Consider the following 11,467-nt stretch of genomic DNA (forward strand, 5'->3'; position numbering starts at 1 on the left):
CGGGCTGCGGGCTGCGGGCTGCGGGCTGCAGGGTGGGTGCGGTGCATCATGTGCGATCCATGTGATGTTTGAGGTTGCATCCTCCCGGCAGGCCGGCTCGTTCCATGATCCCGGTAAAGCCTCGGGGAGGCTTGGGTTCGTGAACCTACCCGTGCCACCTCCTGACTTACGATCAGGCTGATTTTATTCTGACTGACACTGGGGGTCGCTCTGCGGGCACGGTCATGACCGTCTTCTGCAATGCAGGGGAAGGTGTCCAATCTCAGTACCCGCGCTGCGCTCCTCTGAGGAGCCTGATGCATCATGGTATGACATTGTGTAGCAACTGAGATGTTGCGCTACTACCTCGTGCCCTGCGGAGGAAAGAATAATGGGCCTGTGCCTGCGGCAGGTACAGGCCTATTGAGCCCTTTCCAACCTCACGCTTATGCATGGTGCAGAACGAGGACGGCCTTCACGACGTCGGTGATTCGGTTGGTGCCGCACCGGAGCTTCCGCGGAGGACGCCAACCCTTGAGGGTGGCACTGGCCTGCTCTCCAAGGCAGCGGATCGTGGCATGTGTGCTGGTATTCCGACGCTGCCACCGCCTGAAGCGACGGCCACGAAACGGCACCCTGGCACGCCTGGCGGAGCCTTGGTGGCTCTGCCGGAACCCAGCCGATCGGGTCTGTGGCGCTGTTATTGCGAGGCTGTGTGCTCCTCGCCGCGTGCGAGCGCCGCGAGCGCACGAGTCAGGTCTTGGAGCGCAAGCACGTAGCGCACAAACTGCTCATACGCATTTTCTTCAGCCGGGATTTGGGGCTGGATAGCGCGCAGCCGTCGTTGCAGATCTGCGACTTCGCTGACCAAAGAATCGGCTTCTGTGATCCCGCGGGGATCCAGGGACCCTTTCTCCACACGGATGGCGTATCCGGCGATGTGGCTGTCCACCATGAGCAGGGCGGAGCCCCACTCGTCCAGTTCTTTCTGGGCAGGACGGCCAGGGAAAGAAAGGGCCATGAATGTCGCGAAGGCAGTGAGGAAAACCTGTCGCTTAGTCCCACCAGGTGACGATTTTTCCCTCATTAGTATAGATCCCTTTCCCCCCGAAGAGTCCGCCGTCGATCGTCCATCCCCATGACCCGTCCTTGAGCTTCGTGCGGACTCGGTCCGACGGCTTGGACTTGCCCCAGAGGGCCTTGGCTTCTGCCGTGTACTCGGAAAATGTACGGCCCTTGCCGAGATGATATTCCGTCAGCCGCAGCACGGTGCTTCGGCTGGTCGATGCGATGCCTGACCCTCAGCCGTCGGCCCCGCGGGTGGTGGGTATCGACGAGTACGGGATGCGCAAGGGCCGTATCTACGGGACCGTGCTGGTCAATGTCGAAACCGGCAGGCCAGTGGATCTGCTGCCGGATCGTGAGGCAGCCACTGTCGCCGCCTGGCTTGCTGAGTGTCCTGAGGTCGAGGTGGTCTGTCGCGATCGTGCCCCCTTCTTCACAGAAGGCGCCAGCACCGGGGCTCCCACCGCGGTGCAGGTCGCGGACCGTTTCCATCTCTGGCGCAACCTGGGCGAAGCCGCCAAGCAATGCGTTTCGCGCCATCGGACTTGTCTGCGAGCGCCATTCACGGTTCCCAACTCCGATAGCGTCACCGCATCACCGGCCCTCGAAGCTGGCACGTCCCCGTGGCCGACTGGACACCGCTTCGCCGATCGAACTCGCGAGAAGCACGCCATCGTGCACGAAATGCTCCGCGAAGGACACAGTCGGCGAGCGGTCGCCCGTCAGCTCCGGAAGACCTCTTCCAAGGCCAGTGGCAGAATCGCAGGACGAAGCTCGAAGACTTCAAGCCGTACCTGCACGAGCGATGGGCCGAAGGCTGCACGAACGCCTGGACTCTCTGGAAGGAGATCCAGAGCCACGGATACGCCGGTGGGTACGGGGCTGTCCGTGCTTACCTTCGTCCCTTCCGGGACAGCGTGCCGGATGGTCGGCCGCCGTCGCCCAGGACAGTTTCCGGGTGGATCCTGACCCACCCGGACGCCCTTGCGGAGAAGGACCGGCTGAAACTGAAGTCCGTTCTGGCCCACTGCCCCGAGCTGGAAGCCCTCGTCGGCCACGTCCGTTCCTTCGGGCAGATGCTCACTCAGCGCTAAGGAGAACGGCTTCCTGAGTGGATAGCGGCGGTCCGGGCCGACGACCTGCCCAGCATGCACACCTTCATCAACGGCCTCGAACGTGACCTCGCAGCTGTCACAGCCGGCCTGACCCTGCCCTGGAGCTCAGGCGTCGTGGAAGGCCACGTCAACCGCATCAAAATGATCAAGCGACAGATGTACGGACGCGCCGGCTTCAAACTCCTGCGCAAGCGGGTGCTGCTTGCCTCGTGACCTCGTTGTCGGTGGCCAGTGCGACGATCCTCCAGACGAGCACGCGAGGAGAGACATGGGCACCTGGGATACCGGCCCCTTCGACAACGACACCGCCGCCGACTTCGGGGGTGATCTGGACGAGGCAGCGTGGAAGAAACGCGAACCCATGATCCGCAGCGTGCTCGTACGCGCCGCCAATCTCGTGGACTTCCTCGGTATCTACGACGGCGAGCGGGCAGTGGCCGCAGCTGCCCTAGTCGTCGCCCAGCATCCTGACGGCGAGCCCGCTTGTTTGAGCTGTGGCCCATCAGAGCCGGTGCCGGAGCTGCCCGCAGACCTTCGAATGCTCGCCGTCGACACCCTGGACCAAGTGGTCTCCGACCGGTCTGAACTCGCCGTGCAGTGGGCCGAAGCGGCGAACTGGTCGAAGGAGATCAACGAAGCCACGGCCCATCACCGCCGGGCGCCAGTCCCCTCTGTGCATGCTGCGTAACCGGCCACACAACCTGCGCCAGAGCGGCACCTCGTGGACAGGGTCACGCCCTGTGCCCTGAAGCCCGGCCCGGCCGGTCCGGCCTGGAGCAACGCGACGGGCCGGGAAGCAGGGCCAGCGCAGCGCCGCCCGCCTTCCCCGCGACCACGCCCACCACCCCATAGCCAGGCAGCCAGATAGAAGAGGGGAAGTCTGAGCACTCACCACACGAAAACCGGGGCCTGACCTGTGGTTGTGCGAGGAGAGGGCCGTGCGCGGATAGCGGAGCCAATAGTGGAGGTGATAGTGCGCCCCCGACGGCGCCCATCGGGATGCCGCAGCCCTCCCCCATGAGGCCAGCGCAGCGCCGCCCGGCCCCCCGCCGCCGACAGACCAGCTCCCACCCCACCCACCTCCCTATCCAGAGCGGGCAGCCAGGAGCCCCGCAGGAACCGGGGCTTGACCTGCGGTTGTGCAGAGAAACTGGCCGATTGAAGTGGTGCGCACTCTTGGTGTTGGAAGTCGTGACAGGCTCACCGGATGGATCACACATTCGATGTCCCGCCCGCTGATCGAGAGCTCCTCGACTTCGCCGTCGGCTTGGCCACCCGGGCTGGCCAGGTGTCCGCGCAGGGCTTCTTCGGAGCGTGGGGAAGCCGCGGCAAGGAAGACGGCAGCGAGGTCACCGAGATCGACCTCGCAGTCGAAGAGCTGGTCAGGGACGAGCTGGCCCGCCGTATGCCGGAGGACGGCATTTACGGCGAGGAGAAGGGCTCGACCGCCGGGGTGTCAGGGCGACGATGGATCATCGACCCCGTCAACGGCACCACGTCGTTCACTCGCCGGTGACCGCTGTTCTCGAACGACATCGCCTACGAAGACGAGTACGGTCCCGCTGTCGGGGTCATCAACATGCCCATGAGCCGACAGATGGTCGTAGCCGGACGGGGCTTGGGCTGCTGGGTGCTGACCGGAGAGAGCCCCGACCTGAAGTCGGGCTACCGCGCCCGCGTCACCAAGCGGACTAGCGTGCGCGGAGCGAGGACTCAGGCACTCAACCCGGCCGGCTGGCCAGAAGAACTCCTCGCCGCTCTGCATCGTCAGGTGTTCCTGATGGCGTCGATGGGCTGCATCGTCGACCTCGTCACCGGCCGCGCGGACGCCGTCGTGATTGCCGGCCCGCCCATGGGTTACGAGGACCTGGCCCCCATGCCCGTCATCGTTTCGGAGGCCAGCGGCCAGGTGACGGACCTGGGCGGCGGGCCCGTACTGGAGGGCGACATGACAGTGCTGGCCACCAACGGCCTCCTCCACGAAGCGATCCTGGACCTGGTTGAAGGCCTACCGCGCAGCCGCGACCTGTACGCACTCGACGACGGTGTGTAACTCGACAGAGTGTCGCTGCTGAAGTTCTCTCTGAAATGGTCAGTTAGGAACAGGCACTGACCGGCCAGCGCGGCGCAGCGACCGCGCCGCGCTGCGGGCGGCGGCGCTCGAGGGGCAGCGCTGCGTTAAAAGTTGTCCGCAATCTGCACGAGCTGATCCTGACTCAGCTGCGGAGGTAGCCATCCACGGAGGCGGGCGTGATGAACAAATCGGTCAGCGACGGGAACGTGATACCGCTCGACGTAGTAAGCGAGGTCGGTGTACCAGAACCATTCACCGTCGGTGAGGAGGCTCAGGCCGTCAATGAACTCGTTGGTGGGACTCAGGAAGTCGTGGACAGCTGATCCGGTAGCGGCGATCACGCTTCCGGCACGCAGGTAGCGCACCAGGTCTTGCTCGTGGGGGTCACCTTCGCCGCGCACGGCTGCGAGCAGGGAGGGTCCGTCCGGATTACCGTGCTCCAGCTCCCTGAACTCGCCAAGGAAGCGGTCTGCGTGGGGGTTCTCACTGGTCATCGCCAGGAGCCTAATCGGCCGGATCCACTACACGACCAGGAGGGCGTAGGCCGGCAAGGACAGCCTGGTTGGGCGTCTCCAGGAGCAGGAACGGGCCGGGGTACAGAAGAAAGACCGCCAGAGGGCGGCCCGTGTCCTACTGAGATTTAACTCGTGGTGTCGTCATGCGGATTTGATGGCCAGGCAGGTCTCGGTAAGGCAGCCGTTGATGAGGTTGCTGCGGTACTGGATGTGTCGTAGGCCGCTCCGGAGGGTGCGGATGAGGTGCTCTGGCGTGGAGAAGGCGATGTTGGAGAGCCAGCCGCGACGTAGCAGGGACCAGATGCCTTCGACGGGGTTGAGGTCGGGTGCGTATGCAGGCAGGTAGAGGATGGTCAGCCAGTCCCGGGAGGCGGCGAACTCCCGTAGACCTGCGACTTTGTGCACGTTGAGGTTGTCCCAGATGAGGACGATTGGGCCGCCGAGCTATTGGTGGGCTGCGATCAGAAGGTCCCGGTAGTCGCGCCAGGAGAAGCTCTTGCGCCCGTCGCGCCGGCCGTCGTCCCGTCGCGGCCGGTAGATCCGCCGGGATCGGCGGCCGGGTTTGTAGCAGGCCAGCGCGGCAATCGATATCCGTCTGCGAGAGCGGCCGCGGACCCGCACCACCGGGGTCCGGCCACGCTGGGACCAGGTCTTGGCATGCGACGGCGTCATGGAGAAGCCGGCTTCGTCCTCGAAGACCAGCCAGGCTCCACGAGCCGCCGCTAGCCTTCCGCGCGAGGCCACCCCTCCTTGACCCACCCGGCCACCGCGTCGTCATCGCGCTCCACGGCACGACGGGCCGGAACCTGGCAGGACCAGCCGTTACGCACCAACAACTTGCGTACGCCCTGGATCGTGTAAGTGAGGTGGAAGCGCCGTCCGATCACCGTCTTACACGGCTCAGAGTCCAGCGCTGGTCCTCCCAGCCGTGCGCAGCCGGCCCTTTGGCCAGCTCGGACTCCAGCTGCGCGAACTGCTTCTCACTCAGTCGCGGCAGCGACGCAGGCCCCTGCGACCTCAAGGATCGCGGGCCGCCCTCGGCCCACGTGTGACGCCACCGCTGCACCGATCGGACACTGACCCGCAGATCCCTGGCGATCGCCGTACTGCCCTCGCCCCGAGCGAAGCGCTCAGCTGCCTGGAGCCGTAACTCCTCGCGCTTGCACTGCCGTTCAGCGGTCAACCCGCCACCCTGTGGATACCTCATCCTCCCGTGATACCGCAGGCAGACACCCCTCGTCATCCCCTATGACTTCACGAGTTCAACCTCAGTATCTGGGTCCAAAACTAATTCCGGGCAGTTCCCCAACGCGCGTGTGGTGACCTGTTGGCTACTGGTGGTACGCGGGCGCCGGCGTGAGGATCCGGGCAATCCTGCTCGCTGAGCTGAATGCGGCTGGTGAACTCGACTGGTCACGTGCGTGCGTGGACGGTTCCCACATCCGCGCGAAAAAGCGGGCGCCGACACCGGTCCGTCGCCGGTCGACCGGCGGAAAGCGGGCAGCAAACACCACCTGATCTGCGACGGACGCGGAACCCCGCTCAAGGTCATCACGACCGCGGCCAACGTCAACGACGTCACCCAGACCCTGGCCCTGGCCCTGGTCGACGGGATCCCGCCCGTCGCGGGCCGCCCCGGCCGGCCCCGCAGACGGCCCGAGGCTCTGCTCGGCGACAAGGGATACGACTCAAACCCCAACCGTGACGAGCTCCGTCACCGGCGAATCCTGCCCGTCATCTCCCGCAAGGGATCACCCAACATCAAAGGCATCGGCAAGCTCCGCTACGTCGTCGAGCAGACCTTCGCCCTGCTCCACCACTTCAAACGCATCGCCATCCGTTGGGAACGCCGCACCGAACTCCACGACGCCTTCGTCTCCCTCGCCTGCAGCCTCATCTGCTCGAGACGACTCAAGAAGGCCCAATCATGATCGTGTCACGAGCTCTATGGAAATGCCCCCAGCACTGATAGACCACAGGCCCAAACCAGCACTACTGACTCTCGCTACCACCGACACCAAACCGGGAGATGCCACCTTGATTGCTCACGCCTCGTCAAAGGCCTCGAGCAGGCGCTCGTACGCCGGCTTCGGCCGCAGGGCCACGTCCCACGGTAGGGAATCGGCCGTGCGCGGAGGATAGATCTTGGTGTCGGCGGTGGAACCGTACCTGTCGGTGAATCCCCATGTGGAGAACGATGTGCAGTTCGGCTCCTCCAGGCAGACCCGCAGCTTGCCCGCCATCTCATCAGCCTGGGCCTGCCGCCCGTCCTCCTCGTCCTCACCTATGGGGACGTCCATCTCCGAGACCCGCGCATGAACCCCGAGCTCCGCCAGATCCCGCACATGGCTGCGGAAGGTCTCCGGGTCGGTGCGGTCGCCGGGTGCGTACTCATGGTTCTGAAAACCCACGCCGTCGACCGGTACGCCGCGTTCCTTGAGCCGCTTGACCAGATCGTAAAGGGCGTCCCACCGCTCGCCTTCCTCCTCGACCCCGTACTCGTTGAGGAACAGCCGTGCGTTCGGGTCGGCCCGGTGGGCGGCCCTGAACGCCTCGTCGATGTACTCCTCGCCCATGGCCTCGAACCACGGGCTCAGCTCGGAGCGCAGACCGAGATCCCCGTTGGTGTAGCTCTTCTGGTCGTCGGACATGGGCTCGTTGACCACGTCCCATTCCGCGACCTTTCCCTTGAAGTGCCCGGCGACCATGGCGATGTGCCGGAGCATGGTCCGGCGCACCTCCTCGGGGTCGTCGTTCTCCCGCATCCAGTTGGGCAGAGCCTCGTGCCAGACGAGGGTGTGCGCGTGCACCTTCATGTCGTTTGCGCGGGCGAAGCGTACGAGTAGGTCCGCGTCGCGGAAGTCGTAGTCGCCCCGGCGTGGGTGGAGGAACTGTGGTTTGAACGCGTTCTCCGGAGTGAGCATGGAGAACTGGCTCCCCGCGAGCGCCCGGTAGCGTGAGTCGGTGAGCAGCGGGTTCTCGGCCAGGGCGGTGCCGACGTCGAACGGCCGCCCCACATCTGCGGCCCGCGCACGCAGCGAGTCGTCGGACTGCTCCTGGCGTAGCTGCGGCGCCTCGATCACGCGGAGCGAGTCACCGCTCTCTGCCCGTGCCATCAGCTGCGTCAGACGCCATCCCTCGCGGCGCTCGTCTTCGCCCGCGTCCGCCTCCAGACCGAACCAGACAGTGCCCTCGGCGAACACTCCCGGATCCTGCACGGTTCCCAGCCGCCGCCCGTCTGCTTTCACGCGGAAGGTGTCACCGATGCTCGACACGGCGAGCGTCACCGTCCCGGAGCAGCCGCAGTCGAAATCCTTGGAGGTGGCTGGCTCATCGCCCTCGCCGTCCCATATCTGTACCTTCACTTGTCCGTCAGCGGTCACGCCGACGCGGAGTGAGGGCCGCTCCTGGCGCCACTCGTCGTAGATGACCGGTACCCGTCCGTACAGCCGCAGCCATGAGTCGCCGTCGTCGCCCACACCGGACATGCGCGCGGTGACGGTGAAGTCGCCATCGGACCTGAGATGCGGGCCGGCCAGGTTCAGCGGGGGGTTGGACTGGCCGCCGGAGGAGTCCTGCTCCACGATGTGCCGATCCAATGTACTGACCCGCAGGATGCCGTTCCGCGCGGTGGTGCCCGGCATCTGCGTCCAGTCGTGGTTCCGCAGCAAGTCTTCGTCGTTGCCGCTGCCCGCGCCTTCGCCCTGCCCCGTACACCCGGCCGCCACCGCCATGACGAGCACCACGGCGGTCAGTCGCTGCCGCATCCCCCCACCAAGGCCCACGGCCCCTCCCACTCCCTTGTTCGAGACGAGATCAACGTCTCGAAACCGGGCCACAGTTCATCACACACGAGGTACGGCGGCCTTGTGTGGCACGTCCCAGCTCGTGTGACGGAGCGGACCCGGATCTCGCCGACGCACGGGTGAAGGTAGACCGGTCCACCTGAATCCAGCAGGCGGGCACGTCATCGGTAACGCCGTGCCTCAGATGAACTCGGGTGTGGCCAGGAGCCGGTCGACGAAGACCAGCTTGTACTTCGCACCCGCTCCGACCGCACGCCGACGCGGTCGGTCGGTCGGTCGGTCGAATAGCTCGGCATCCTTGCGGGCCTGCCAGACCGGACCCAACCGTTTGAACTGAGGGAGCAGGACGAAACTCTGCTCGACGACGTAGCGCAGCTTGCCCAGGCCCTCGATGTTCGGGAGCCTTTGCGGGAGATCACCGGCAGGATTCTGCGGCGGCTCAGCTGTCGGCGTACGGCCTTGGAGTCGTACGCCTTGTCGCCCAGGACGGTCTCGGGTCGGCGTCGCGGTCGGCCGGGCAGTCCGGCGGCGGGCGGGATTCCATCGACCATGTTGAGGGGCTGGGTGATGTCGTTGACATCGGCGGCGGTCGTGATGGCGTGCAGGGGGTGCCTCTGCCGTCGCAGATGCTCTCACGATGATTTTCCCACCGGCGGGCTCGAGTCCGGGTTCCAGTTCCTGAACATCCCTGTCCACCGCCTCCCAAACAGGCCGAACTGGAGCACTGTCAGCGATGTTTCGTGACCGCTAGGTTCTCTCAGCAAAGGTGAGTGGCCGCCAGTAGTCGTAGCCGCCTGCGTCCCGGGGGTCCCTGGAGGTATTCCCACACCCGTTCCGGAGGCTGCCGCCGTGGGCGCAGTCGACCCGGCCCGGCAGAGTGTGAGGGCAACACAGATGACCTCGCGGGCTCGCCTTGCCACCGCCGCTCTCCTCGCTGCCGCCGTTGCGTCCACGGCACTCGCGCCCGCTGCTGCGGCCGCTTCCCACCCGGCGTCTGCGGACACCGCGGCCTCCGCGGACGGCCGGCTCACCTCCCGGCAACTCCAACGCGAAACGACCCGCGTCCTTGCAAAGGGTGGGTTCGTCGGCATCACAGTGCGGGTGTGCGACGGCGCCCGCGCCGTACACGCCCAAGCCCGCGGACGGCCCGCTCGGCGGCAAGCAGCTACTCGCGGCCGCCGCCGGTGCCGTTGGCGACGACGGACAAACGCCACGGCATGAACGTCCAGGTCCTCGCCGATCCGTGCGGACGGCTGATCTGGGCCTCGACTGCCCTGCCCGGCTCGACCCACGATCTCACCCCCGCCCGACAGCGTGGAATCATCGAAGCCCTCACCGAGGCGGGGTTCACATGTTGGGCGGGTCGCTCGCGTGAAGAAGGTGAGCTTCGCCGAGTTCGGCGGTCCGGGTGTTCTGCGGCTCATGGATGCCGAGGAGCCCCACGAGGGCCCCGGCCAGATACGCGTCGCCGTGCGGGTGGCGGGGGTGAACCCCGTCGACTGGAGGATTCGAGGGCCAGTTCCATAAGGAGGGCACTTTTGCGCACCCATCGAACGAGTTGCCCATCGGAGTGGGGCAGGACGCCTCCGGGGTGGTGGGCAAGGTCGGGCGACCACGTGTTCGGCAGAGGGGCGAGCGCCTACGCCGAGTTCGCAGTGCTGCGGGCCTGGGCCCGTATGCCTGCGGATCTGACGTTCGAAGAGGCGGCCGGGTACCCCTCCGTGGTGGAGACGGCGCTGCGGATCATCCGTGCGATGGGTGTGCGGGCCGGACAGACACTGCTGGTCAATCGTGCGTCCGCGGGCGCCGGGTCGTGGTGGTCCGTCCCGGTTCCTGCATGGAGCGCGGCCCGGCCAAGCTGGCCGAGTGATGCGGTGACACTGCTGAGAGGTGCGGCGCGGGGCGCCCCGGAGCGGGTGACGGCCCGGCCCGCCTCCCGTTCCGACGCGTCGTGCGGGAGGCGGGCCGGGAGGGCTGCGGCGGCTCAGCCGCGGAGGGGCGCGGCCGGCGCCAGCCGGTATGCGTTCCCGTCACGGTGTACGTGTCCGGCTGTGGGCGGCGGGAAGTGGCTGCCGAGCAGCAGAGTGGATGTGCCGGCGAGCGAGTCGAGCAGTCGGCGTCGTGTCCTGGCGGCGAGTTCGGGCGAGATGTCCACGCAGCTGCAGATCCCGGGGTGCGACATCTGGACCGGGTGATGGATGCTGTCGCCGGTGACCAGCGCGTTCTCGCCCCGGCTGCTCAGCTGCACCGCTGTCTGTCCCGGGGTGTGGCCGGGGGTGGGCAGCAGGCGTAGGCCCGGTGCGATGTCCGTTCCTTCGTCCGCGACGTCGACGAGATCGAACAGGCCTGTGTCCCGGATGGGGTGGACCGAGTCCCGGAACATCTGGTGCCGTGCTTCGTCCATCTCGACTCCGGCCCAGTAGTCCCATTCGGCACGTGCCGTGACGTAACGCGCGTTGGGGAACGTGGGAGCCCAGTCGTCGCCCTCTGCCCGTGTGTTCCAGCCGACGTGGTCGGTGTGGAGGTGGGTCAGGATGACGAGGTCCACGCTTTCCGGTGCGAATCCGGCTGTCCGCAGTCGTGTGGTGTAGTCGCTGTCCAGGTTGTGCCAGGCGGGGTTGGTGCGCTGCTTGCCGTTCCCGATGCCGGTGTCGACAAGGACCCGCATGCCGTTCACCTCGACGGCGAAGCTGTGGCTCGCCAGGCGCAGCATGCCCTGTTCGTCGGCGAAGTCGGGGCTGAGCCAGGGTGTCGCGCTCACGATGTCGCCGGTCGCCCCGGGCAGCAGCCAAGGGCCGGTCCGGGTGGGGAGGGCGATCTCGTCGATGCGTCGGACGGTGTGGTCGCCGACCGTCCATGTGGGTGTGAGGGGGGTGGCTGCGGCGCTGGTCTGCGAAGTCGCGGACATGGTGG

General features: G+C 66.5%; 9 protein-coding genes and 5 pseudogenes. 7 read left to right on the plus strand and 7 right to left on the minus strand.

Features of this window, described 5'->3' with window-relative positions; all coding sequences use genetic code 11:
* Positions 1 to 679 precede the first annotated feature (679 nt).
* Positions 680 to 1,000 (minus strand): hypothetical protein, encoded by a 321-nt coding sequence (locus tag ACFVS9_RS17600; RefSeq protein ID WP_389933245.1) that lies wholly within the window; start codon positions 998 to 1,000, stop codon positions 680 to 682.
* Between the two features lie 323 nt (positions 1,001 to 1,323).
* Here ACFVS9_RS17600 and ACFVS9_RS17605 point away from each other — a divergent pair, with 323 nt between their 5' ends.
* The 4 genes and pseudogenes from ACFVS9_RS17605 (at position 1,324) to ACFVS9_RS17620 (ending at position 4,212) form a co-directional block, all read left to right on the plus strand.
* The gene (locus ACFVS9_RS17605) at positions 1,324 to 2,013 is read left to right on the plus strand and encodes a transposase (protein ID WP_389933593.1); all 690 of its coding nucleotides are present in this window, start codon (positions 1,324 to 1,326) and stop codon (positions 2,011 to 2,013) included.
* 179 nt (positions 2,014 to 2,192) lie between these two features.
* Positions 2,193 to 2,372, plus strand: a complete 180-nt coding sequence (locus ACFVS9_RS17610; protein ID WP_389790359.1) for a hypothetical protein — start codon at positions 2,193 to 2,195, stop codon at positions 2,370 to 2,372.
* 55 nt (positions 2,373 to 2,427) lie between these two features.
* Positions 2,428 to 2,847 carry a DUF4259 domain-containing protein gene (locus tag ACFVS9_RS17615; RefSeq protein ID WP_389933248.1) on the plus strand — a complete coding sequence of 140 codons (420 nt, stop codon included), beginning with the start codon at positions 2,428 to 2,430 and terminating at the stop codon, positions 2,845 to 2,847.
* 519 nt (positions 2,848 to 3,366) lie between these two features.
* A pseudogene (locus ACFVS9_RS17620) lies at positions 3,367 to 4,212 on the plus strand (inositol monophosphatase family protein).
* 125 nt (positions 4,213 to 4,337) lie between these two features.
* Here the strand turns inward: ACFVS9_RS17620 and ACFVS9_RS17625 are convergent.
* The 3 genes and pseudogenes from ACFVS9_RS17625 to ACFVS9_RS17635 all read right to left on the minus strand — a co-directional run bounded on the left by ACFVS9_RS17625 (position 4,338) and on the right by ACFVS9_RS17635 (position 5,955).
* The gene (locus tag ACFVS9_RS17625) at positions 4,338 to 4,727 is read right to left on the minus strand and encodes a hypothetical protein (RefSeq protein WP_389933251.1); all 390 of its coding nucleotides are present in this window, start codon (positions 4,725 to 4,727) and stop codon (positions 4,338 to 4,340) included.
* Between the two features lie 162 nt (positions 4,728 to 4,889).
* Positions 4,890 to 5,420, minus strand: a pseudogene (locus ACFVS9_RS17630) (transposase).
* 50 nt (positions 5,421 to 5,470) lie between these two features.
* Positions 5,471 to 5,955: pseudogene (locus tag ACFVS9_RS17635) on the minus strand (winged helix-turn-helix domain-containing protein).
* A gap of 214 nt (positions 5,956 to 6,169) precedes the next feature.
* Here ACFVS9_RS17635 and ACFVS9_RS17640 point away from each other — a divergent pair.
* Entirely contained in the window at positions 6,170 to 6,679 is a 510-nt protein-coding gene (locus ACFVS9_RS17640) for an IS5 family transposase (protein ID WP_389933254.1), read from the plus strand.
* A gap of 114 nt (positions 6,680 to 6,793) precedes the next feature.
* Here ACFVS9_RS17640 and ACFVS9_RS17645 read toward each other — a convergent pair whose 3' ends face one another.
* Together ACFVS9_RS17645 and ACFVS9_RS17650 are read right to left on the minus strand one after the other, a co-directional pair.
* On the minus strand, positions 6,794 to 8,533 hold the full coding sequence (locus tag ACFVS9_RS17645) for an endo-1,4-beta-xylanase (protein ID WP_389933257.1): 1,740 nt from the start codon (positions 8,531 to 8,533) through the stop codon (positions 6,794 to 6,796).
* A gap of 182 nt (positions 8,534 to 8,715) precedes the next feature.
* Positions 8,716 to 9,180 (minus strand): transposase, encoded by a 465-nt coding sequence (locus tag ACFVS9_RS17650; RefSeq protein ID WP_389933596.1) that lies wholly within the window; start codon positions 9,178 to 9,180, stop codon positions 8,716 to 8,718.
* A gap of 579 nt (positions 9,181 to 9,759) precedes the next feature.
* On the opposite strand from ACFVS9_RS17650, the pseudogene ACFVS9_RS17655 reads away from it, so the two are divergent.
* Both ACFVS9_RS17655 and ACFVS9_RS17660 read left to right on the plus strand, forming a co-directional pair.
* Positions 9,760 to 9,921, plus strand: a pseudogene (locus tag ACFVS9_RS17655) (transposase family protein); the annotation flags it as partial.
* A 4-nt stretch (positions 9,922 to 9,925) separates the two neighbouring features.
* Positions 9,926 to 10,368 (plus strand): annotated as a pseudogene (locus ACFVS9_RS17660) (alcohol dehydrogenase catalytic domain-containing protein); the annotation flags it as partial.
* A gap of 170 nt (positions 10,369 to 10,538) precedes the next feature.
* Here ACFVS9_RS17660 and ACFVS9_RS17665 read toward each other — a convergent pair.
* Positions 10,539 to 11,462, minus strand: coding sequence for an MBL fold metallo-hydrolase (locus tag ACFVS9_RS17665; RefSeq protein WP_389933260.1), 924 nt, complete (start codon positions 11,460 to 11,462; stop codon positions 10,539 to 10,541).
* Positions 11,463 to 11,467 lie beyond the last annotated feature (5 nt).

Origin of the sequence: Streptomyces sp. NPDC058008, from assembly GCF_042886395.1 — a bacterium.
Classification (GTDB): domain Bacteria; phylum Actinomycetota; class Actinomycetes; order Streptomycetales; family Streptomycetaceae; genus Streptomyces.